Source organism: Pseudidiomarina marina, from assembly GCF_003987045.1.
Taxonomy (GTDB): domain Bacteria; phylum Pseudomonadota; class Gammaproteobacteria; order Enterobacterales; family Alteromonadaceae; genus Pseudidiomarina; species Pseudidiomarina marina.
In genome coordinates, this window is record NZ_PIPZ01000001.1 from 484230 (window position 1) to 506894 (window position 22665).

Below are 22665 nucleotides of genomic sequence, written 5' to 3' on the forward strand. Positions count from 1 at the left end.
TCTTCGGATGCGTTTAACTGATGGACAAATTGAGCAATATCTCGATGATGGCCGCATTGTGCTTGATCCGCGCCCGGTGCCTGAAGATATCAGCGGCGTGACGGTTGATATTCATTTAGGTAACGAATTTCGAGTGTTACAAGACCATGCCGCACCATTTATTGATATTAGTGGACCGCGCGACGAAATAGACCGAGCAATCAAGTCAGTGATGAGTGAGGCGATTGTGTTAACGCCCGATCAAGCATTCTTTATTCATCCAGGCGAATTTGCATTAGCGGTAACTCACGAATCGGTAACGCTGCCGGCGAATATGGTGGGTTGGCTCGATGGTCGCTCGTCATTAGCGCGCTTGGGTTTAATGGTACACGTAACTGCACATCGAATTGACCCAGGTTGGTCAGGGCAGGTGGTGCTTGAATTCTTTAATAGCGGAAAGTTACCGCTAGCGCTAAGACCATTGATGAAAATTGGTGCGCTAAGTTTTGAGTTGCTCGAGGAAGATTGTTTGCGCCCTTACAGTAGTCGTAAAGACGCAAAATATAAAGATCAACGCGGCGCCGTTGCATCGCGCATTGGCGCCGATAAAAACGCTTAATTAACGTAGTGGTGTCGCGTGCGCGGCACCACCGAAAATCGCGTTTAATAACAACACATTCAAACCATCAAGATAAGCACGGTAAGTCGGCTCTTGGGTAAAGCTAATCACCATACCTTTCTGACGCGGTTGCCACATTAAATACGGCTTATATTGCAATTGCTTTTGGTTCTCAGCCCACAAGTAACCGCTTGCTAATACATCTTCAGAATAACTGACAATGTTGCGACCATTTTCAATACTCAGCGGACGGTAAATTTGGTTACCGACGGTGATGCTGACTAAGTTTGGTTTGACGCCAGCGCTTAACCAATGCTCTTGATCGACATCGAGGTTCGTTAGAACACCTGAGGTCCAGTAAGGATCGGCCGAATCAGGCGTAATGTAGTGCATCAATTGCGCTTTTGATTCAAGAACCATGCCGTCAACGCGCTTTTCTTTACCGTGACCTTTTGGATCGTCAGTAATAACTCGTTCTAACGCGCTACTTAGTAATTCGGAATCAACCGCCCACTGAGTTGAATTACCTAAGGTAATCAACACGCCACCGCGCTCGACCCAATTGGTAAGATTGGCTTTGCCAGCATCGCCTAAGCTGTTGGCAAGATTGCCGTATACCGCAGGAATAATCAGCACTTGGTAATGTGATAAGTCGGCACGCGCCATGTTTTCTGCACGCATTGCCGTTACTGGATAGCCAAACTGTTGCTCAAGAACAAAACGTGTATGGCCAGCGTTTAGGCTCGATACTGGTTCATCCCATAGCATTAAAACGTTCGGTGCATGGATACGTTTGGTGTTATTTGAACCAAAGCTTGGTCCTTCGGTTACCCAACTGCTATCAACACCATAAACGGTTGCGCCAGTTGCTTCAGCGAGGTGTTCTACTGCGGCATGAATATCTGGGTTCTCCGCAGTTGTCAAAATTAAACTACCCGCTGGATAGGTGGTGCCATTCTTGTGCTTAAATGCCATATCTGCACGCTTAACCGTATAACCAGCTTGCACCGCAGTGGTGAGGAAGCGACCTGCGTTCATGTCACCCCAAGGCACAATGAATGCAACTTTAGCGTCTTTATTGACGACTTTACCAGGCTTAATTAAGTCACGTGAGGCAACTTGGCTATCCGCATTTGGTACGCGGTTACAGGTTTGATAATCCACGTTGAACATCAATGGTAATGACCATGCGGTGACGTCGTAGATTTCGTCCGGTAAGTTATTGGCACGACGACGTTCTTGTTCTTCTAAAAAGTCGTCGTCCATAGCGATGCTTTTATCCAGCATAGTACGCACCATGTAATGTGCGGGCTGCGCTGAATCGACCCAGAAACTGCCAGCTGGATAGTTGACGCCACATACACTAAAACTTTCTTGTGCTTGCTGTACTTCCACGCCGTGACGGGTTAATAAGCCCGCTAACTTTTGCGCTGCAGCAGCATCATCTTTGCCGGAGAACAGGTAGGTACGTTGTTTGCTGTCCTTACCAATTTCAATGCCTTGTTTGCGGTAGTTCCAGAAGTTAGCAAGTAGCTTCTCACGCTGTTGCGAAACACTTTCAATCGTCGACATTGAGGCCACGAAGTGACGTTGAACACCGTCACCGTAGGTAAGAATCTCGCCATCTTTGGTACGGAATACGTGACCACGGGCTGATGCCATTTCATAGGTCATCGAAATAGAACCATGATAAAGCGGCCAACTGGCGCCGTAACCTGGATAGAACGCATCAAAAATTTCGCGGGTGAAGTAATCATAGCCGCGCTCATCGAACCAACGACCATTGTTTTCGCCAATTGCCCAAAGCGTTTCACGCTGTTTTGGGGTGATTAGCGGATTATATGGATCAGCTTCTGGTGTGAAGTAATAACTGGTATCACCGCCCATTTCGTGCAAGTCAACAAATACTAATGGCATATTTTCGAGCAGGGCATCAACCTGACCAGCAATTTCCGGTTGCGTTAAAGCTAACCAATCGCGGTTCAAGTCGAATAGATAGTGGTTTGAACGACCGCTTGGCCAAGGCTCATTATGCTCAGCAGAGTTACGGTCGGCACTATGTTGAATACCGGTGGTCATGTAATAGCGCGCAACAAAGCGTGCGCGACCATCAGGGTTTTGCATTGGGTCAATAAACACCAAGGTGTTATCAAGGTAGCTTTTGGTCTTGGTATCGGTAGCTGCCAATAAATGATACGCCGTTAGCATGGCCGCTTCAGGCGAAGAAATTTCATTTCCGTGTACGCCATAAGAGAGCCAAACACTGGCTGGTAGTGACTTAATCAATTGCTGTGCTTCTGAAGCACTTGTTTTATTTGCATTGCTGAGTTTCTGAATACCTTGTTGGTACTGTTCAAAGCCTTGCATGTTCTTGGCACTTGAAAGCACGACGAAAAATAAATCGCGACCTTCCCACGTTTTGCCGTAATTAATCAGTTTGACCTGACTTGGGTATTTCTCGGCGATTTGTTCAAAATAACTTTGAATAGCATCAGGGCTACTGATGCGAGATCCAGCCGGATAGCCGAGCAATTCGTCAAGAGTTGGTACCGCCGGATCATAATTTACATCCAAACCGAGCTCTTGTGCGTTAGCAGTGGTCGTCAACTGTAACGCCGCGGCAATGCAAGATACCGCTAAAAGTTTTTTAAAACGCATGGTTATTCCTCAACAAAAGTGAGTGACTGCGGCATTTAATGCCGCTAATAATGAACTTGGCTCGTGTCGCTGGGGGGCTTCTTGAGCGGCGCTGACATGATCAAAAACCGGTACTTGAAGCTGCTTATCGGGGTTATTGGTGATAACCGCATCAACCAGATTAAATCCAAGTTGATCGGTCATCCACTGCAACCGTTCACTCAGCGATAACTCACCCGCAGGGCTATGTTCAGCAGCTAGATTATCAACAAATATGACAGGTGCTTTACTATCTGCGATAGTTTGCGCAAATTCGTCCACCAGCAACGGCGGCATAACCGAAGTCAGAAAACTCCCAGGGCCGAGAATGATTAAATCGCTTCGACGAATATGCGCAAGCGCTTCGGGGGTTGGTGTTACTGGGTGCGACAAGCCGAGTTTTTTTGGCATCCGCAGCAATCCATCAACATGAAGTTCGCCAAAGCATTCGAGGCCATCATAGGTCGATGCCACCAAATCAACCGGCATTTCTGACATTGGCAATAAGCGTGTATTAATATTCAATAAGCGACTTAATAATTGAATGCCGTCGAGGGGGCGCGCACTAATTTGATCGAGCGTATATAGAATTAAATTCCCCAAATTATGACCTTTTAACTCGTGATCTGAGCTAAATCGGAAGTTTAATACGTCGGCGGCAAGTGGATGCTGAGCAAGTTGTGACAAACAGTTTCGAATGTCTCCCCATGCGATACACTCATGATGACGGCGTAACAAACCGCTGGCACCACCATCATCTGTGGTCGCGACGATGCCGATCAATCGACGTTCAAGAAAAGATAACGTCTTGAGTACTCGCCCCAGCCCATGCCCACCACCAATAGCGGTCACGCATTGCAATTGCGCAATCGCATGTGGGGTCGGATCAACTGGTGTTACCTGAACGTAATGCTGGTTCATGTTAGCTTCATGTTGTTGTCATAATCTGCGCTACTTTAAGCGCTAATGCATACACAATCAATGTTTCGGCTTAGCTAAATGCTGTGTTTAGGTGCGAATATTCACTTAATTTCAGCAACGTAAAAGGTGGGTAAATAGTTAGTTACAGTGAGATACCTTTGCTATAAATACTGCAACTTTCATAGCACAAGAGGTGTTTTATGTTACTGAATCGTAAGTTAACAACCTTGGCGGCCGTCATTACGACGTCTGCCTTACTTTCTGCGTGTGGTTCTGATTCGAATGACTCGAACACCGCGATGTTTAGTTTGGGCGTGAGTGATGCGCCAGTGGATGCAGCGGATGAGGTATGGGCTTGCTTTCACAGTGTTGAGCTAGTGGGCAATCTGCAAGGCTCACAAACATTTACGATTGGCGAAGACACCAACACGATTGAAGCCAATGATGCCTGTTTGGATGCGGATGGTAATGTTATTCCGAATACTCGCGGTATTAACTTACTCGAGTTTACCGGTTCGGAATCAGAGGATTTGTTGTCTGGGGTTGAGGTGCCAGCCGGTACCTATGGTCAATTACGTTTAGAAATGGCCGAAGGCTCATACGTACTTGTCGGTGAAGAGCGCATCCCACTGTCAGTGCCGTCGAATGAATTGAAGTTCGATAGCTTTACGCTCGACGCCGGTAGCAACGTGGCGTACACAATCGAGTTCGATTTACGTCAAGCGTTGGTGAATCCGGTCGGTCAAGCTGGCTATTTCTTAAAACCACGTGGCGTGCGTTTAGTTGATAATATGGAAGTTGGTCACATTGAAGGAACGCTTGCTGAAGCGTTATTAATTGAGAACGACTGTACTGTCGCCCCGGCGGATACCAGTGAGCCAGTTGCCGCTGTTTATTTATATCCAGGCGCTGATGTCACGCTCGAAAGCATGGCAGATTTTGGCGGCACAGAAGAAACCGAAGCTTATGCAGCAACGTCGGTTCTATTTGACGGTGCGGCGGCATATAACTTCGAAATCGGATTTGTCGCGGCGGGTGACTACACCGCAGCTTGGACTTGTAACACCACAGATGACCCTGAAGCCGATGATGATATTGTGTTCATCGGTGCACAAAACGTTACTGTGGAAGCAGGTGAAACCGTTACGACCGTTACCATTGAGTAATTGAGATTGAGCTTTTAATCTCTCCCGTTGAGCCTCCTTCATTGGGGGCTTTTTTTTGCCTTTTTTTCTGGGGCTATTCAAGCGATACTAAAGGCAATTTAAACCAAGTACAGGGTATTTTATGAAAGCGATAATGCTAGGCGCATTGCTGCTGCCGCTATCAGGGATGGCGGCTGATACGGTCGAATTATGTATCGATGAGCACCCGCATCGTATTCAGGTAGAAATAGCCGACACGTTCGAGTCGCGAGCGCGTGGTTTAATGGGGCGTGAATCACTCGCCGAACATGCCGGTATGTGGTTCAAATATACCTCCGAGCGGCCCGCGACCGCAGGCTTTTGGATGTATAACACATTGATACCACTCGATATCGCCTATTTAGACAGCGATATGAAAATTGTATCCATCATTACCATGGAACCTTGCCCGAGTATTGATCCCAATCGTTGTCCAGCCTATCGACCTGGCGTCCCGTATTATGGTGCTGTTGAACTAAATAAAGGTTATTTTGAACGCTTTAATATTGGTTTAGGGCGCAAATTCAAACAGTGTGAATAAGGAGAATTATAAAATGAAACACCTCTCGGTACTTGCTGCCGTCGGATTGATGCTCGCTGCATGCAGTCCGGCTGAGCAGAGCAGTACAGGCGAACAACCTCACGCAAGTGTAGATCCATATAGTTTTAACGAGAACTACACCAGTTACTTAGAAACTTTAAGCTCTGACGAGTTTGAAGGGCGTGCACCAGCCTCTGAAGGCGAAAAGAAAACTGTTGCATTTGTTGAGGGAAAATTTCGTGAATGGGGTTTAAAGCCTTACGACTCGGAAAACAATAATTATCAACAACAAGTTCCTTTAGTACGTATGTTGCCAACCCAAGTTTCAGCAATGAGTTTTAGTGCAGATGACCTCGATTCGTTTGAGTACCGCACAGAAATGATGGCTTGGAGCCCGCGTGTGCAAGAAGACATTGAACTCGATAACAGTGAGATGGTGTTCGTCGGTTACGGTATTGTGGCGCCAGAATTTGGCTGGAACGATTATGAAGGTCTCAATGTTGAAGGCAAAACCGTGGTCATGCTCGTAAATGATCCTGGTTTCGATACGCAAGATCCTGAAGTGTTTAATGGCAAGGCGATGACTTATTACGGTCGCTGGACATACAAGTTTGAAGAAGCGGCTCGGCAGGGTGCTGCTGGCGCTATTGTTATCCACGAAACAGGGCCTGCGGGCTATGGCTGGGGTGTTATAGCCGGGGGCTCACCGATGCGTTTCGATTTAGCTCGCGAGAATAAAAATATGGATCGCGTGGCTATTGAAGGTTGGATTACTGAGGAAAGCGCAGACACCTTATTTGCGCGCCTTGGCAGTAGTTACCAAGAAATGCGCGAGGCCGCTCAACAACCTGATTTTAAACCGGTAACGTTAGACACGGGCATGTCGATTCGTGTGGCTACTAAGTTTGATTACCTCAACTCGCCGAATTTAATTGGTTATATTGAAGGCAAATCAAAACCTGAAGAACACGTAATTTATATGGCGCATTGGGACCACATGGGGGTTGACCCGATTAATCCTGATGACGGTATTTATAATGGTGCGCAGGATAATGCGAGTGGTACTGCTGGGGTTATGGCATTAGCAGAGTTTTTCGCCAGTCAGCCACAACCAGAGCGTTCTATTGTGTTTGTATTAGTTACTGCTGAAGAGCGAGGCTTGCTCGGCTCTGATTGGTATGCAGATAACCCAATGCTGCCGTTGAGCAAAGCTGTTGGTGGTATTAACACTGACGTACTTAACGTTTATGGTCCAATGCGCGACATGGTTGTTGTCGGCCATGGTAATTCTGAAATGGAAGAATATCTTGCCAAGTACGTTGCGGAGCAAGATCGTTATATCGCTCCGGAGCCTACACCCGAAGCGGGTTCATTTTATCGCTCAGATCATTTCAACTTGGCGAAGCGCGGTGTACCAATGTTGTACGCGAAAGGCGGTAACGACCACATTGAGTTTGGTGAAGAATATGGTAAACAGAAACGAGCTGACTATGTTCGTGACGCCTATCATAAACCAGCGGATGAGTTTGATCCTGAGTGGGATTTGCGCGGTGTGCAGCAAGATTTATGGCTGTACTACTGGGTTGGGCAGGAGTTGGCAAATAGCGATGAATGGCCAAACTGGTATCCAGGAAATGAATTCCGTGGTATTCGCGACGCTAGCGCTAGTGAACGCCAATAACTGACGTTAAATGTGAACGGTAATGAGACGATGATTGATCTCATTACCGTTTTTTTATGGTGATTTGTGATTTCCATTGCTGAATTATTCGGATTATTTGCGCTGATTGCGAATTTTATTGCCTACCGCCAAAGTACGGCAAATCGTTATCGCATTGTTAGCGCCTGTGCTCTTGGCGCACTGTCATTGCATTTTTTTATGTTAGGCGCAATTGCAGGGTGCGTTGTCACCGCCATTGCGGTTGTACGGAATATTATTGCCCTACGTTGGCGCGGGCCTCTGGTGCTGTGGGGCTTTGTCCTCGTTAATTTCGTATTTTTAGGTTGGGAGCTAACAACCGATGCGCCGATAGTGCCGCTATTGGTGGCGTACACTTCATCAATTATTTTTACGGTTGGCTCGATTGTGCTCAATGATCCGCACCGCATTCGGCAATGGTTTTTGCTAGCTGAATTGCTAGGTTTAGCTTATGCAATCATGGTGGGTAGCGTGTCGGGCACGGTGTTTAATATTGTGAATTTAACCAGCATCGTTCTTAAATTGTTACAAGATCATCGCCGCGGACGCTTGTCTGAACCAAATTGATCCCAATATAGTCTTAAAGAACGCGATACATTTACAATGAAGTGAAAAGACAATGCTGATATACATTCGACAGTGGCAGAACAAAATCAAACCGCAACCGGGAGCGAATCCATTTATTGTCGTGCTCAGTTGGCTACTATTTGGTTTGTTGTTAGTGGTTGGACTAAGCTTGGGTTTGCTAATGCTACTATTCGGTTGGATTTTGCTACTGCCGTTGATGTGGCGTAAACGTCGTGAAATGAAACAGATGTGGCAATTCACCAAGGCAACTCGCCAAGCGCAACAACAAGCACGTCGCCACTATCAACAGCAACGCGAGCAACAACAAAACCGCCAAGACAGTTCAGTTATCGAAGGCGAGTATCAAGTAAAGGACAGTGACGAACGTCGCTAAATTTAAGCGTGGCGTTGTGGCTGGTGGCGTTTACGTTGCCAGCGACGATACACCAGCTTACAACCGCCGATACAGCCATCGAATATGAATACCGCGAGTAGGGCGGCAATGACGCCTGAAAACACTGCCTGACGCGTTAGAGGTACGTTAAAGCTGTATGCACGCCAGGTGTTATCAACCATTTCACGGTTTGCTTCAGTCGCGACAAACCAAAGCTGTTTCAAATAGCCTTGTTGTAACTGTTGCTGTTCGTGGCGGTACAAATCAACACGCTGTATTAATTCACGAATCGGTACAGCCTCATCTTTAAAGACCGGGTTATCGCTTTCTTCGTGCATTTGAATTAGTGCATTCATATCGCCGTTTAAGTACTTATCGGCAATCTGTTGATACTCTTTGTAATACACCATTGCTTCTGTTAGCTGCGAATCCAATCGCTGCTGATATTGAGTGATAAAATTTGGTACCTGAACCCCAATCAATACAGCGACTAAAGCAATGGCTAAAACAAAATAACGATGCAGCATAAAAAAAGGTTGAGTGGCAGAACACCACTCAACCTTAGCACGTTCTTATTTAAGGCTGCTAGTCCCTATTAGTCCTCGTATGGCGGCTTGGGAGGGAATGTCCGTCGCACAATATAGAACAGGAGTGGAACAAAGAAGATGGCTAAGATAGTACCACCTAACATTCCTCCGATAACACCTGTACCAATTGCTTGACGACTTACCGCGCCTGCACCCGTTGATAATGCTAGCGGGAGCACACCAAAAGTAAAGGCTAATGAGGTCATTAGAATAGGGCGTAAACGTAAACGCACTGCTTCGAGTGTCGCTTGCAAAAGCTCTTTTCCTTGGGCTTGTAAATCTTTTGCAAATTCAACAATGAGTATCGCGTTACGTGCCGATACACCCACCGTCGTTAACAAACCAACTTGGAAATACACATCGTTCTCAAGGCCACGCATTGTTGCTGCAATGACCGCGCCAAGAATACCAAGCGGAACGACGAGCATAACTGAAAACGGAATTGACCAACTTTCGTACAACGCCGCTAAGCATAAGAATACAATCAGAAGCGATAGGGCATACAACAATGGTGCCTGATCGCCTGACGTACGTTCCTCTAATGAAATGCCCGTCCATTCAAAGCCGATACCTTGAGGTAACTGCGCAATGAGCTCTTCCATTTTTCGCATGGCATCACCCGATGAGTAACCAGATGCTGCTTCACCTTGAATATTCATCGAAGGTACGCCGTTGTAGCGTTCAAGACGCTGTGGCCCGAAATCCCAATGAGCAGTTGAGAACGAGGCAAACGATACCATTTCACCCGTCGCATTGCGGACATACCACTTACCGATATCAGACGGGGTCATACGCGCTTCTGGAATACCCTGCAGATAAACCTTCTTCACTCGACCGCGATCGACAAAGTCGTTGACATAGGTCGTACCAAAAGCATTAGATAAGGTTGCATTAATATCGCTGATGCTTAACCCCAATGCTTTTGCTTTCTCATAATCAACGTCAACACGGAGTTGAGCGGTATCTTCGAGGCCGTTTGGTCGCACTCCTGAAAGCATTGGCTCTTCCGCGGCCATTCCAAGCAACTGGTTGCGCGCTTCAAGCAAGCCTTCGTGACCGAGACCACCGCGATCTTGAATATATAAGTTGAAACCACTTGCGGTGCCAAGTTCAGGAATCGACGGAAGGTTGAAGGCAAACACCATCGCTTCGCGAATTTGCGCGAAATAGCCAAAGGCCTGACCAATAATGGCATCAATTTGTAGCTCCGGTGACGTTCGCTCACTCCAATCCTCTAATCGGACGAACGCGAGTCCAGAGTTTTGACCTTGACCGCTGAAACTAAAACCAACAACTGAGAAGATCGAACGAATACCTTGCGCTTCTTCAAGATAATAATCTTCGATTTTGGTCATGGTTTCGCGTGATTGCTCTTGCGTTGCACCCGAAGGTAATTGCATTTGTGTCAGAAATACGCCGCGATCTTCATTGGGTATGAAGGAACTTGGCATGCGTGCAAACAAGAAACCCAATACCACGACAAGCCCGAGGTAAATGACGACAAAACGTACGCTTCGTTTAATAATCGATTGTACGGAGTTCGTGTATTTTTTCGTTGCACGTTCTAGGTTGCGGTTAAACCAGCCGAGAATACCTTTGGCTTCATGATCGTGATTGAGAGGCTTAAGTATCGTCGCACACAATGACGGTGTGAAGATAATGGCCACTAATACGGATAATGACATCGCAGAAATAATCGTTATCGAGAACTGGCGATAAACCGCACCGGTCGAACCACCGAAGAAAGCCATGGGCACAAATACGGCGGCCATAACGAGGCCAATCGCGACGAGGGCGCCGGTAATTTGTTGCATCGACTTAATCGTTGCCTGTCGCGGTGTGAGCTTTTCTTCGCTCATTAAACGCTCAACGTTCTCAACAACAACAATGGCATCGTCAACCAAAAGACCTATCGCTAGTACTAAACCAAACATCGTCAAGGTATTAATCGAGAAACCCAGCACGGACATGATGCCGAATGTACCAAGCAGAACGACTGGAATGGCGAGTGACGGGATGATTGTCGCGCGCAGATTTTGCAAGAAGATGAACATCAAGATGAAAACCAAAACAACGGCTTCAAATAGAATTTTCACCACTTCTTTAATCGAAATTTCCACGAATGGCGTGGTGTCGTAAGGAATAACTAGCTCAACGCCTTCGGGGAAGAATTGCTCTAAGTCGGCTAGTTTTGCCTTGACCGCTTCAGCCGTATCAAGTGCGTTAGCGCCCGTTGCAAGGTTGACTGCAAGGCCGCTTGCTGCTTGTCGGTTATAGCGTGCAATGGTGCCGTAATCTTGGCCACCGAGTTCAACTTCAGCAACATCTCCAACGGTGACTTTTGAGCCATCGCTATTGACGCGCAACAGTACATCTTCAAACTGTTCAACAGTTTCGAGCCGCGTTTGGGCGATAATCGATGCAGTAAGGCGCTGATTTTCAACGGCTGGTGTACCGCCAATTTGACCAGCAGCAACTTGGTTGTTTTGCTCACGAAGTGCCATGACTACGTCTAAGGTACTCATGTTGTAGCGAACCAGTTTATCCGGATCGAGCCAGATACGCATGGCATATGGCGCACCAAACAATCGGACGTTACCAACGCCCGGGGTCCGACTTATCGGGTCTTGCATGTTGCTTGCGATATAGTCGCCTAGGTCAATCTGAGTAATCTCTGGATTACTTGAGATGAGCGCTGCAACTAACAAAAATGAGTTGTTCGACTTAGCTACAACAAGTCCCTGATTTTGCACTTCCTGTGGTAATAAAGGCAAAGCAAGTTGCAGTTTGTTCTGAACTTGAACTTGCGCAATATCAGCGTCAGTACCAGCCTCGAAGGTGAGGGTTATACTCGCGTTTCCGGCAGAATCACTCGTTGATGAAAAGTATTTGAGGTTATCAATACCGTTCATGTTTTGTTCAATAACCTGGGTCACGCTTTCTTCCAAGGTCGCTGCGGTAGCGCCTGGATAGCTTGCGTTAATCTGCACTGAAGGTGGTGCAATTTCAGGATATTGTTCAACTGGTAGCTGCGTTACCGCTAGGCCACCAGCAAGCATGATGACGATAGCGATAACCCATGCGAATATTGGGCGATCGATAAAAAACTTAGCCATGATTTACTTCACTTCTTCAGTTTTTACAGGCATGCCAGGTTGAATTTTTTGCAACCCTTCAACAATCACTTGGTCACCTGCTTTTAAGCCATCCGTGACCACCCAATCGGTGCCGACAGTACGTTCTACTTGCAGATAGCGCTGCTCAACTTCACCTTTCGAATTCACAACAAAGGCAATGGCGCGACCGCGAGGATCACGACTGACACCAGTTTGCGGGGCTAGTATTGCGTTCTTTAAGTTACCGGTTCCGACTTCAGCACGAACATACATGCCAGGCAAAATTGCATGATTCGGGTTAGCGAGACGCGCCCGCAGTGTGATTGCGCTGGTTTGTGGGTCAACAGTCACTTCGTTGAAAAGTAATTCACCTTTGGTACTGAAGTTCCTGTTTTCACCAACTTGCACGGTAACTTCCGCACGGTTTTCCGAGTCGGTTTCGATGCGACCGTCGGCAATCGCTTGTTGCAAGGCTAGGTAATCACTTGTACTTTGCGCAATGTCGACATAAATTGGATCAAGCTGAGTGATAGTCGTTAGCGCTTGTGATTGGCCAACACTTAATAGCGCACCTTCAGTTAGCTGTGAGCGACCAATACGGCCATCAATCGGCGCTTTAACTTGGGTATATTCTAGGTTGAGCTCGGCGCGGGCTAAGTTGGCTTGAGCCACTTTTAGTTGCGCTTCTGCCTGTAAATAGGCGGCTTCAGCTTCATCAAAATCTTGTTGGCTGATTGCTTTATCCTGTAACAACTCTTGGCTTCGTTCGAAGCGTGACTTCGTTGACTTAACGGCAGCCTGAGCTCGTGCGGTTTCAGCTTTTGCGCTAGCAAGATCGGCTTCGAACATGGCGGCATCAATTTGGTATAACTGTTGGCCAGCAGTGACCATCGAACCTTCCTCGAATAAACGCTTTTCGAGAATACCACTTACTTGCGGGCGAACTTCCGCTACTCGAAATGCACTTGCACGACCTGGAAGGGTAGTGGTTAAATCAACATCACGTGTGCTAATGGTGACAACGCCAACAGTCATTTGCTGTTGTTGAGCTGCGTCTTGTGCGTTTTGCTCGGCATCGCCACAACTAGCTAGCAAAATAGAGCTTGCTAACACAGATACGAACAACGGCTTACGAAAACGTTGTTGCATGTAAATACCTCGTATTTGGTTAATGATTTTTAATGCCGCTAATTATACATACATTCATGTATGTTTGTAAGTGAAGGTCACGAATATTTTCCATACGTTCAATCTAATAATTAAGTGCAAATTATAGGTGAAGTTTATGACAAATCGCTTTAAACGCCAGATTTTACTTAGTCTTGGTGTGCTCGCGCTTGGCTTGTTGGCCATTGTGGTATATAGCCAGTTGGTGAAAAGTAACACGACAAAAAATCGTAACGATTTGTATCAAGAGTTACTCGAACGCTCTGGAAAATTAAATCGAGACTTACCACGACTGTTGGATAAACAGACTCGCTTCGAACGTGCAGAAGTTGTCAATTACGGTATGCGATTTATCTATAGTTTGGTGGATGTCGATAAGTATCAACACAATGTCGATGAAATTCGTCAGCAAATTGAGCCGGCAATGCAACAACAATACTGTGAAAGTGAGATGTTAACGTACTATCGAGAGCATGCTGAGTTTTTGCTGATTCGCTATTTAGATCGCAGTGAAGCACTGTTATTTGAATTGCGCTTCACTGGTGATCAATGCGCCACTTAAGCTAAGCAAGTGGCGCGTTGTAACCATCTAAAACGATTTTGCCGATCGTGCTGTGCGTTTCGAGTTGTCGATGCGCACGGATTAGATTAGCGGCACTGAGTTCACCGAAATGCTGGGTTTTTGTGCTGATAAGGCGACCTGCATCTGTTAATTCGGCAACTTCATTTAAGATCTGGCCTTGTCGGTGCATGTCCGCCGTTTCAAATAACGAGCGAGTAAACATAAATTCCCAATGCAGTGCGATACTTTTTTGTTTCATGAGCTTAATATCTAATGGCTGCTCTGGGTCATCAATCAGGGCAAAATGACCTTGTGGCGCTAATAAGTCGACCAGTGCGGTAAAATGATTATCGGTATGAGTAAGGCTCGCAACATGCGTCACCTGTTCAATACCATGTTGCTTTAACTGAGGCGCCAACGCTTGGCTATGATCGATAACAATATCGGCGCCCATCTTTTTCACCCATTGCTGTGATTCGGGGCGCGATGCTGTCGCGATGGTCGTGAGGTTATTATTGAGTGCTGCCAACTGCAGCATCGCCGAACCAACGCCGCCGGCTGCGCCGGTTATAAGCAATGTAGCTGAGCTATCTACTGAGAGTGCAAGCCGGTCAAATAAAAGCTCCCATGCTGTAAGAAACGTTAATGGCATTGCCGCGGCTTCTGCAAAAGCCAACGATTTGGGTTTTTTACTAACAATACGAGCATCAACAACTTGGTACTGTGCATTACAGCCTTGGCGATTGACTGCACCGGCATACCAGACTTCGTCACCTTCTTTGAAGTCAAAGACATTTTCTCCAACGCTCAGCACGGTACCTGCGGCATCCCAACCAAGGATACCGATTTGACCCGTATCTGGCTCGCGCCGTGATCGTATTTTTGTATCAACTGGATTAACCCCAATCCCGTAAACTGCCACCAAAATATCGTTTGGTCCAAGCACCGGATCGGGTACCGTAGTGTCAATTAACGCATTTTCTGTATCAATCGACCCAGAGTGTCGATAACCAACTGCTTTCATGGTTGCGTCCTCTTTTATGCATAACGTATAAAGGTATAGTACGTTATTCTAAACAGACCAACTAGAGGAAGTCGCCATGAACTTTAAACCGTGGGCGCTAATGTCGTCTGTCGCTGTGGGTGTTTTTGCCGTCAGTGCACACGCGGATGTTGAATATACGGATCAGCCGCAACTGCACGCCATCCAACAAGCCGTCTCAGCGGAGCGAATTGAAACCGACATTGAAAAACTTGTGAGTTTCGGCACCCGCCATACGTTGTCAGAAACAGAATCGGATACGCGTGGTATTGGTGCTGCACGCCGCTGGATTAAGGCCGAGTTTGATAAAATTTCGGCTGAATGTGGTGGCTGCCTCGAGGTCTATTATCAATCACGTGTTATATCTGACGAGCCACGCATTCCTGAACCGGTCGAGGTGGTCAGTGTGATTGCCGTGCAAAAAGGCACTGTTGATCCTTCGCGTTACGTGATTATGTCAGGTGATATTGATTCGCGCGTGAGTGATGTCATGAATTACACCTCGGATGCTCCAGGCGCGAATGATAATGCGTCAGGAGTCGCCGGTACACTTGAGGCCGCACGCGTACTGAGCAAATACAAATTTGCCGGAAGCATTGTTTATGCCGCATTAGCAGGTGAAGAGCAGGGGTTATTTGGCGGCCAGATTATGGCTGAGCAAGTCAAGCAAGACGGTTGGCGTATTAAGGCCGTATTGAACAACGATATGATTGGTAATATCGAGGGGATTAATGGTGTCATTAACAACACCACAGCGCGTATTTTTGCTGAAGGGACGCGCCAAGATGAAACCCCTGAAGATATCCGCCGTCGTCGATTCACCGGCGGTGAGGTTGATTCGCCAAGTCGAAATGTTGCACGTTATATCGATTGGATGGCCGATCGCTATATACCAAACCTTGATACGATGGTGATTTATCGCTTAGATCGTTTTGCGCGTGGTGGGCATCATCGCCCGTTTAACGACCTTGGTTTCCCGGGTGTACGCATTATGGAAACCAACGAAAACTACAACCGTCAGCACCAAGATTTACGGGTTGAAAATGGCATTGCCTATGGTGATACCATTGATGGTGTTGATTTTGATTACGCAGCTAAGTTAACCGCTTTGAATGCGGTATCTTTAGCTAGCATGGCATGGGCGCCGAGCCCACCAGCGGAAGTTAAAATTGCTGGAGCAGTAAGTCCAAGCACAACGTTAAGTTGGGCTGCGCCTTCAGAAGCTGAAAAAGAGCATGTGAAAGGGTACCGCATCTATTGGCGCCACACGGATGCACCAAACTGGGAATTTAGCCGTTATGTTGGCAATGTGACCGAGTACACACTTGAGAATATCGTTATTGACAATTATTTCTTCGGGGTTGCGAGTGTCAGTCAAGATGACTTTGAAAGCCCGGTGGTTTACCCAGGTGCAGCTGGTGCATTTGGTGAATAACATTTATGCAAGCTACAAATAACAAACGCGCCGACCGTTGGTTGGCGCGTTTTGCTGATTCTAAAGCCATTCTTCCGCTAATTTTTATTGCCTCTTTGCTCGAAAGTTTAATCATTCCCATTCCACTTGAACTGATTCTGATACCGTTATTGCTGCATCAGCAAGATCGTCTCTGGGCAATTGCCACAGCAACGTTACTAGGTTGTTTGGTAGGGGCTAGCATCGGTTATAGCATTGGCTTTTGGTTTCTGGATGATTTCGGTGATTGGGTGCTGACTGCGCTGGGTTATCAGAATGCCTTTGAGGCCTTCACAGTGCGATTTGAAGAGCATGGCTTCGCTACGTTATTGCTGGTTGGCATTACCCCAGTACCATTCCAAGTGGGTATGCTCGCAGCGGGTAGCGCAGAATATCCATTTTTATTATTCATGTTAGCTGCGACGATAGCGCGAGGCATTCGCTATTACGGCCTCGCGTTACTAGTTTATTGGTTTGGCGAACGCGTTTTAGACTGGTGGCAGCAGCAAAGTCGACGAGCAGGGTGGTGGCTTCTTGCTATCGGCATCGTCGTCTACGGCAGCTATTTGCTCATTTAATCACTTGGTAATTCGGCACAAACCTTCTGCAATGCTGCTAAACCGTGTAAATCGGTTGGAAACAATGGCAAATAGGCACGTGGTAAATCGGCAAATGTGTTTTCAATCTCTTCTCGATAAATCGATTCTTGCTGACGGCGTTGAGCAAAGAAGTCACTATCAATTAAATCAGGTAAATTACGGTTAACCACCAAGCCTGCAATTGGTAGATGTTCAGATTTTAATGCCGCAACAGCACGTGTTGTTTCTAAAATCGGTAGTTTCTCTGGTGTTAACACAAACACTAACCCAGTTTGCTGTGGGTCAGTTAGTACATGCCGAATACGATGAAACAAACGCTGACGACCTAATAGTGTTTCGGTAATTTCCGCGGTGCGATCATCCATCGTTGCCGTTTCATGCTGGGTCGGGTCCGCCATTGGGTTGGTAATGTCTTTACCCGCTTTTGGTGACAGATGTTCCAGCACGCCTTCGAGTTGTTTGGCTTTCTGGCTTTGTTTCAATAGGCCTTGCGTCCATGCAGCCATAGCTTCAGGAAGGCTTAATAGTCGCAGGGTATGGCCGGTTGGCGCGGTATCGAAAATTATCACGTCGTAGTGTTCTGGTTCTTCATCAATAATACGCGCAATACGCTCTAATAATGCCGCTTCTTGGGCGCCCGGCGATTGTTGCGTTAAACGCATTTGCCGCTCAATTTCTGGAAACATGTCCGGTTTACTGAATCGCTTCATGGTGCGCATCACACGTTCAATATGTGCATCAACTTCGCGATCGGGATCGATCTCGAGCGCATCAACACCCGCAGCCACTCTAGCTTTAGAATCACCGATAGGTTGATCAAATGCATCGGCCAGGCTGTGCGCAGGATCGGTCGAGATAAGTAGTACCTTGCGTCCGAGTTCAGCTTGTTGCAGGGCGATGGCAGAGGAAATTGTCGTTTTCCCAACACCACCTTTACCACCGACAAAAATGAGTTTTTTGGTATTAAGCGAGAACATCAGGCCACCGTGAGATTAGAATAAAAAGCAGACTATCGAGATACGTTTGCCGCTGTTTAGCAACAACGAAAACCGTCAAGTGGAGAGTGTTCCATCCCCATTCTCAGATGCCATTCGTGAAACCGCTCTAACAATAGCGGCTGTAACTCAAGCGTATAATAAGAAGCGGGATTTGGAACGCCCATTAGTTCTGAAAAAACTAACAGCATAAATAAATCATCCTCATCCCGCTTAGCGCGAGCAATGGCTGAACGGTAGGGCGCGTTATACACATTGGTTGCGTACTCGTTAGCCTGTTTTAACCATTCAACAATTGCTCGTATTTTCATTATGTTTCCTTATTCAGCCGATTGCGTTGATTGACGTATTTCGCGACGAAGGCGCGTTAACGTACCTGCAGCTTCTAAGGCAATCCAAATCGCTGCAACAAGTACCACTAAATCTAAACCGAACAAGAACCAGTCTGACTTCTGATAGAAGCCCATGAGCTGAATAAGTAGGGCATAGATAGTCATCACCAACAAGAATAACAACGGTACCAAGGTCACGTACATCGGCCGCCCAAGTTTAACCAGCATTGTTGTGATGACTAATAGCGTTAAACCTGCTAGTAATTGATTGGTAGTACCGAATAACGGCCAAATCAGTAGACCACCGGCACCGTCGGCGCCGCCCGCGCCAAAAGCAAGCAACAGACATGAAGCAACAGCGAGTAGTGTTGCCGGTGCAGCTTTTTCCATCCACTTAATGTTGTAGATATTTCCCCACTCTTGGAAAATATACCGTTGTAGACGTAAACCGGTATCCATGGTGGTACCCGCAAACAGCACTGCCATGACGGTTAGCAATGTTTGTGATAACTCGACATCAAGCCCAATACCGTTATTTAAGATATTGGCACCGCCCTCAACGAAGGCAGATACGCCGCCTTGACCAAAGCTGTGATATACCGCTTGCCAGTCAGCTAAAGTCGCGAAACCCGCAGTCGCAGCAATGATGGTGGCGAGTGATAGCGAACCCTCGCCAATGGCACCAAAGTAACCAACAAAACGCGCATCAGTTTCTTTGTCCAATTGCTTTGAGGTTGTTCCAGATGCGACTAAGCCGTGGAAGCCAGAAATAGCACCGCAAGCGATAGTCACAAATAGGAGCGGTACTAAACTCGGTGTACCTTCCGGCGTGTTCGTATTAAATGCTGGGGCAACCAATTCAGGGCCACTGATTAGCACAGCGCCATAAACTAAAATCAGACCAATAAACAATTGCAGGCCGTTGATGTAATCACGTGGTTGCAACAGCATCCAAACTGGCAATAACGACGCAATAGCAGCGTATAGGAACAGGATAATAATCCATTGCGCGTTATCAGATACACCAAACACAGTTTCAGGTAATGTGATTGGGAACGAAGGTCCAGTGTAAATCAATGCATAGAGAGCGATAACACCAAGAATAGATACGGTACCAAGGTTCATCCATTTGCGGAAAATAAACTGACCGATGATTAAGGCGACAAAAATTGCACCCCAAACAGGCACAACTGAGCTTGGGAAGTTGATCAGTAACCCTGAAATGGCAGTCGCAAATACGGCATTGACCATAAGCAGTACAAGGAAAATGACGATCATAAACAAGCTTTGCGAACGCTTGCCAACCACATCACCCGTTAATGCTCCAATGGAACGAGCCTTATTTCGGTTCGATGCCCAAATCGCACCAGCGTCGTGCACGCCAGCAAAGAAGATGGTACCGAAGACGACCCACAAAAAGGCTGGGACCCAACCCCAGATAACGGCAATCGCAGGGCCTATGATAGGCGCTGCGCCCGCAACCGAGGTGAAGTGGTGTCCCCAAAGAACATATTTGTTGGTTGGAACAAAATCAACACCGTCCTCAAACTCATGAGCAGGCGTTCGGAAATTTGGATCAAGTTTGAAAATCTTTTCAGCTACAAATTTTGAATAAAACACATAGCCTAAAAACATCGCGCCTAATCCGAGTAGCATTAGCAGAATTGCATTCATGGCGTTACCCTTTTTAGTTTATTATTGGTACAACAATAACTGCGTTATGGTACTTCATGCATACTAACAACTGACATACGACCAAAGTCTAGCTTGTTACGTGCAACCTGCAATTAAGGATTATTCATGTTCAGTTGGTTTGAACGACGTCTTAAACCATTTCCAGATGGTAACCCCGAGCAACCGCCGAAAACCTTGGTGGCGTTTTGTTTGTATTACAGCAAAGGTGCGTGGCCCTTTATTCTCACCGCCGGCACGTTAATGATGCTTATTGCACTCACCGAAGTTTGGTTATTTAGTTTTATTGGCAACATTGTTGATTGGTTAGCGGAGCAAAATCGCGAAACTTTCGTGGAAGAGCAGTTTTGGGGTCTGACCGGAATGGCGATAGTTGTTCTAATTGGACTGCCGCTGTTAGTTATTCTGCATTCATTGATTACCTATCAAAGTCTGTTAGGCAATTATCCGATGAGAATCCGCTGGTTAGTTCACAAGTACCTTTTAAACCAATCGGTCACATTCTATCAGGACGAATTCGCTGGCCGCATTGCGACAAAAGTTATGCAGACCGCTTTGGCGGTGCGCGAGTGCGTCATTAAACTGTTTGATGTACTGAATTATGTGACCGTATATTTTATCGGTACCGTGGTGATTATCGGTGCCGCCGATTGGCGATTAGCGTTACCGTTAATTGCTTGGCTAGGTTTATACGTGGTGCTTTTGCGCTATTTCGTACCGCGCCTTGGCAAAGTGGCGGCAGATCAAGCTGATGCGCGCTCAGTGATGACGGGACGCATTGTCGACAGCTATACCAACATACAAACCGTTAAGTTGTTTTCGCATGCACAACGGGAATTGGCATTTGCAAAAGAAGGGATGAGCGATTTTTTAGGCACAGTGCACCGCCAAATGCGCCTTGTAACGAAGCTTTATACGTGCCTCTATCTGCTCAATTCACTCTTGCTATTCAGTGTTGGCTTTTTAGCGATTTACCTTTGGGTTGAAAGTTTGATTACAGTTGGCGCCATTGCCGTTGCACTGAGTTTAGTGTTGCGCTTGTGGGGTATGAGCCAGTGGATTATGTGGGAAATTTCGTCGCTGTTCGAAAATATCGGCACCGTTCAAGATGGCATTAAGACTGTCTCAGTGCCACAGGATATTCAAGATAAGCCAAATGCAATGCCACTTAAGGTTCAGCAAGGCGATATACATTTCGAACATCTTAATTTCTACTATAGCGAGGACAAACCGATATTACGTGACCTTGATCTCGCCATTAAAGCAGGTGAAAAAATTGGTTTGGTAGGCCGCTCAGGCGCTGGTAAATCGACGTTGGTTAACCTATTGCTACGATTTTATGAAGTTCGAGATGGGCGTATCACCATTGATGGTCAAGATATTTCAACAGTTACCCAAGAAAGTCTACGTCAGCACATTGGCATGGTGACACAGGATACGTCGTTATTACATCGATCGGTGCGGGGGAACATTGCATACGGACGCCCTGACGCAACACAAGAAATGATAGAGCAAGCCGCGCATCGAGCCGAAGCGGACGTATTTATTGCCGACTTAGAAGATTCACAGGGGCGACGAGGTTATGACGCGCATGTCGGCGAGCGTGGCGTAAAACTCTCGGGTGGGCAGCGTCAACGTATTGCGATTGCGCGAGTGATGTTGAAAGACGCACCAATTCTAATTCTTGATGAAGCAACATCAGCGCTCGATTCTGAAGTGGAAGCGGCGATACAAGAAAACCTATATCGCTTAATGGAAGGTAAAACGGTTATCGCGATTGCGCACCGTTTATCGACCATTGCTGCTATGGATCGATTAGTAGTGATGGATGAGGGAAGAATTGTAGAGCAAGGGAGCCACGAAGAATTACTGGCTCATGGCGGTTTGTATGCGCAGTTATGGGCGCGTCAATCGGGCGGTTTTCTTCCAGATTAATTAAAACCAAAATTTATTTTGTATTTGAGGGAATAAACACACTGCTTCATTCGTTTTATAGGTAAGCGACTATTTAATTAGGAACTCATATGTCTGAACGCTTGGCGCTGCTTAAACCATTGATAGCCGATGCTATGACACATGCCATGGCTATCCAGCAATGCGAGCAGCGTGCTGCCGATAGTGTGCAACAGGTGTTAGAAAGGGCGTTGACGGTTACCGATATGCCAACTGATAAACACCAGTTGAAAGCTTGGCTTTTGCGCGCCGTTCATAATGCGGCGATTGACGTCATTCGGCGTCAGCGCAAAGAGCAAGGCTTAGGGGGCGAAGATTATGAGCAGCAAGCGCCAACCATGATTGAGCCTGAACACCAGTTCGAAACTTGGCAGACCCAACAAATGGTAAGAATGGCGCTTCAGAAGTTACCGATTGAACAGCGCGAAATTATTGTCTTACGTGAAATTAATGGCTGTAGCTATGCCGATATAACCCAAATTATGCAGCTTGAACAAGGTACCGTTATGTCGCGGTTACATCGCGCCCGGCTAGCTTTAAAACAGGTGTTAGAGACGTTGCAACGAGGTGAAAAATGAGTGGTTTAA

General features: G+C 46.7%; 20 protein-coding genes. 11 read left to right on the forward strand and 9 right to left on the reverse strand.

Annotated elements, in window-relative coordinates:
• Window positions 1-7: 7 nt before the first annotated feature.
• Window positions 8-598, forward strand: coding sequence for a dCTP deaminase (dcd, locus tag CWI76_RS02290; RefSeq protein ID WP_126758749.1), 591 nt, complete (start codon window positions 8-10; stop codon window positions 596-598).
• Here dcd and CWI76_RS02295 read toward each other — a convergent pair whose 3' ends face one another.
• Together CWI76_RS02295 and CWI76_RS02300 are read right to left on the reverse strand one after the other, a co-directional pair.
• Window positions 599-3256 (reverse strand): M14 family metallopeptidase, encoded by a 2658-nt coding sequence (locus CWI76_RS02295; protein WP_126758750.1) that lies wholly within the window; start codon window positions 3254-3256, stop codon window positions 599-601. It lies immediately after the preceding gene.
• A 9-nt stretch (window positions 3257-3265) separates the two neighbouring features.
• Complete coding sequence (locus CWI76_RS02300) at window positions 3266-4195, reverse strand: gluconeogenesis factor YvcK family protein (RefSeq protein ID WP_126758751.1); 930 nt, start codon at window positions 4193-4195, stop codon at window positions 3266-3268.
• Window positions 4196-4395: 200 nt separating this feature from the next.
• On the opposite strand from CWI76_RS02300, the gene CWI76_RS02305 reads away from it, so the two are divergent.
• The 5 genes from CWI76_RS02305 (at window position 4396) to CWI76_RS02325 (ending at window position 8580) form a co-directional block, all read left to right on the forward strand.
• Window positions 4396-5361, forward strand: a complete 966-nt coding sequence (locus CWI76_RS02305) for a DUF4382 domain-containing protein (RefSeq protein ID WP_241967934.1) — start codon at window positions 4396-4398, stop codon at window positions 5359-5361.
• 121 nt (window positions 5362-5482) lie between these two features.
• Complete coding sequence (locus CWI76_RS02310) at window positions 5483-5920, forward strand: DUF192 domain-containing protein (RefSeq protein ID WP_126758752.1); 438 nt, start codon at window positions 5483-5485, stop codon at window positions 5918-5920.
• 13 nt (window positions 5921-5933) lie between these two features.
• The gene (locus CWI76_RS02315) at window positions 5934-7601 is read left to right on the forward strand and encodes a M28 family metallopeptidase (RefSeq protein WP_126758753.1); all 1668 of its coding nucleotides are present in this window, start codon (window positions 5934-5936) and stop codon (window positions 7599-7601) included.
• Between the two features lie 66 nt (window positions 7602-7667).
• Complete coding sequence (locus CWI76_RS02320) at window positions 7668-8186, forward strand: YgjV family protein (RefSeq protein ID WP_126758754.1); 519 nt, start codon at window positions 7668-7670, stop codon at window positions 8184-8186.
• 52 nt (window positions 8187-8238) lie between these two features.
• The gene (locus tag CWI76_RS02325) at window positions 8239-8580 is read left to right on the forward strand and encodes a hypothetical protein (RefSeq protein ID WP_126758755.1); all 342 of its coding nucleotides are present in this window, start codon (window positions 8239-8241) and stop codon (window positions 8578-8580) included.
• Between the two features lie 2 nt (window positions 8581-8582).
• Here CWI76_RS02325 and CWI76_RS02330 read toward each other — a convergent pair whose 3' ends face one another.
• From CWI76_RS02330 to CWI76_RS02340, 3 genes are all read right to left on the reverse strand, one after another.
• On the reverse strand, window positions 8583-9107 hold the full coding sequence (locus CWI76_RS02330) for a DUF2937 family protein (protein WP_126758756.1): 525 nt from the start codon (window positions 9105-9107) through the stop codon (window positions 8583-8585).
• Window positions 9108-9175: 68 nt separating this feature from the next.
• The gene (locus CWI76_RS02335) at window positions 9176-12283 is read right to left on the reverse strand and encodes an efflux RND transporter permease subunit (protein ID WP_126758757.1); all 3108 of its coding nucleotides are present in this window, start codon (window positions 12281-12283) and stop codon (window positions 9176-9178) included.
• Between the two features lie 3 nt (window positions 12284-12286).
• Entirely contained in the window at window positions 12287-13432 is a 1146-nt protein-coding gene (locus CWI76_RS02340; protein WP_126758758.1) for an efflux RND transporter periplasmic adaptor subunit, read from the reverse strand.
• Window positions 13433-13568: 136 nt separating this feature from the next.
• Between CWI76_RS02340 and CWI76_RS02345 the strand changes: the two genes are divergently transcribed.
• Window positions 13569-14012, forward strand: a complete 444-nt coding sequence (locus CWI76_RS02345) for a hypothetical protein (RefSeq protein WP_126758759.1) — start codon at window positions 13569-13571, stop codon at window positions 14010-14012.
• A 1-nt stretch (window position 14013) separates the two neighbouring features.
• On the opposite strand, the gene CWI76_RS02350 is transcribed toward CWI76_RS02345, so the two are convergent.
• Window positions 14014-15036, reverse strand: coding sequence for a zinc-binding alcohol dehydrogenase family protein (locus CWI76_RS02350; RefSeq protein ID WP_126758760.1), 1023 nt, complete (start codon window positions 15034-15036; stop codon window positions 14014-14016).
• Window positions 15037-15136: 100 nt separating this feature from the next.
• On the opposite strand from CWI76_RS02350, the gene CWI76_RS02355 reads away from it, so the two are divergent.
• A complete protein-coding gene (locus CWI76_RS02355) occupies window positions 15137-16489 on the forward strand; it encodes a M28 family metallopeptidase (protein ID WP_241967967.1) in 1353 nt (450 codons plus the stop codon).
• Window positions 16490-16494: 5 nt separating this feature from the next.
• Window positions 16495-17085, forward strand: a complete 591-nt coding sequence (locus CWI76_RS02360; protein WP_126758762.1) for a YqaA family protein — start codon at window positions 16495-16497, stop codon at window positions 17083-17085.
• Here CWI76_RS02360 and CWI76_RS02365 read toward each other — a convergent pair.
• The 3 genes from CWI76_RS02365 to CWI76_RS02375 are packed head-to-tail and all read right to left on the reverse strand — an operon-like array spanning window position 17082 to window position 20107.
• Complete coding sequence (locus CWI76_RS02365; protein ID WP_126758763.1) at window positions 17082-18083, reverse strand: ArsA family ATPase; 1002 nt, start codon at window positions 18081-18083, stop codon at window positions 17082-17084. The two genes, CWI76_RS02360 and CWI76_RS02365, sit on opposite strands and share 4 nt — an antisense overlap.
• A gap of 56 nt (window positions 18084-18139) precedes the next feature.
• Window positions 18140-18412, reverse strand: a complete 273-nt coding sequence (locus tag CWI76_RS02370; protein ID WP_126758764.1) for a cory-CC-star protein — start codon at window positions 18410-18412, stop codon at window positions 18140-18142.
• Between the two features lie 9 nt (window positions 18413-18421).
• The gene (locus CWI76_RS02375) at window positions 18422-20107 is read right to left on the reverse strand and encodes a carbon starvation CstA family protein (RefSeq protein WP_126758765.1); all 1686 of its coding nucleotides are present in this window, start codon (window positions 20105-20107) and stop codon (window positions 18422-18424) included.
• Window positions 20108-20233: 126 nt separating this feature from the next.
• Between CWI76_RS02375 and CWI76_RS02380 the strand changes: the two genes are divergently transcribed.
• Together CWI76_RS02380 and CWI76_RS02385 are read left to right on the forward strand one after the other, a co-directional pair.
• Window positions 20234-22060: an ABC transporter ATP-binding protein gene (locus tag CWI76_RS02380; protein WP_126758766.1), complete on the forward strand. Its 1827-nt coding sequence runs from the start codon at window positions 20234-20236 to the stop codon at window positions 22058-22060.
• Between the two features lie 89 nt (window positions 22061-22149).
• Entirely contained in the window at window positions 22150-22656 is a 507-nt protein-coding gene (locus CWI76_RS02385) for an RNA polymerase sigma factor (protein ID WP_126758767.1), read from the forward strand.
• The last annotated feature ends 9 nt before the right edge of the window (window positions 22657-22665 follow it).

Coding starts and splice junctions, on each gene's coding strand:
- CWI76_RS02310 (WP_126758752.1), top strand. CDS start 5,483: ATGAAAGCGATAATGCTAGGCGCATTGCTGCTGCCGCTATCAGGGATG.
- CWI76_RS02365 (WP_126758763.1), bottom strand. CDS start 18,083: ATGTTCTCGCTTAATACCAAAAAACTCATTTTTGTCGGTGGTAAAGGT.
- CWI76_RS02295 (WP_126758750.1), bottom strand. CDS start 3,256: ATGCGTTTTAAAAAACTTTTAGCGGTATCTTGCATTGCCGCGGCGTTA.
- CWI76_RS02325 (WP_126758755.1), top strand. CDS start 8,239: ATGCTGATATACATTCGACAGTGGCAGAACAAAATCAAACCGCAACCG.
- CWI76_RS02340 (WP_126758758.1), bottom strand. CDS start 13,432: ATGCAACAACGTTTTCGTAAGCCGTTGTTCGTATCTGTGTTAGCAAGC.
- CWI76_RS02385 (WP_126758767.1), top strand. CDS start 22,150: ATGTCTGAACGCTTGGCGCTGCTTAAACCATTGATAGCCGATGCTATG.
- CWI76_RS02360 (WP_126758762.1), top strand. CDS start 16,495: ATGCAAGCTACAAATAACAAACGCGCCGACCGTTGGTTGGCGCGTTTT.
- CWI76_RS02370 (WP_126758764.1), bottom strand. CDS start 18,412: ATGAAAATACGAGCAATTGTTGAATGGTTAAAACAGGCTAACGAGTAC.
- CWI76_RS02350 (WP_126758760.1), bottom strand. CDS start 15,036: ATGAAAGCAGTTGGTTATCGACACTCTGGGTCGATTGATACAGAAAAT.
- CWI76_RS02330 (WP_126758756.1), bottom strand. CDS start 9,107: ATGCTGCATCGTTATTTTGTTTTAGCCATTGCTTTAGTCGCTGTATTG.
- CWI76_RS02335 (WP_126758757.1), bottom strand. CDS start 12,283: ATGGCTAAGTTTTTTATCGATCGCCCAATATTCGCATGGGTTATCGCT.
- CWI76_RS02380 (WP_126758766.1), top strand. CDS start 20,234: ATGTTCAGTTGGTTTGAACGACGTCTTAAACCATTTCCAGATGGTAAC.
- CWI76_RS02300 (WP_126758751.1), bottom strand. CDS start 4,195: ATGAACCAGCATTACGTTCAGGTAACACCAGTTGATCCGACCCCACAT.
- CWI76_RS02305 (WP_241967934.1), top strand. CDS start 4,396: ATGTTACTGAATCGTAAGTTAACAACCTTGGCGGCCGTCATTACGACG.
- CWI76_RS02345 (WP_126758759.1), top strand. CDS start 13,569: ATGACAAATCGCTTTAAACGCCAGATTTTACTTAGTCTTGGTGTGCTC.
- CWI76_RS02355 (WP_241967967.1), top strand. CDS start 15,137: ATGTCGTCTGTCGCTGTGGGTGTTTTTGCCGTCAGTGCACACGCGGAT.
- CWI76_RS02315 (WP_126758753.1), top strand. CDS start 5,934: ATGAAACACCTCTCGGTACTTGCTGCCGTCGGATTGATGCTCGCTGCA.
- CWI76_RS02375 (WP_126758765.1), bottom strand. CDS start 20,107: ATGAATGCAATTCTGCTAATGCTACTCGGATTAGGCGCGATGTTTTTA.
- dcd (WP_126758749.1), top strand. CDS start 8: ATGCGTTTAACTGATGGACAAATTGAGCAATATCTCGATGATGGCCGC.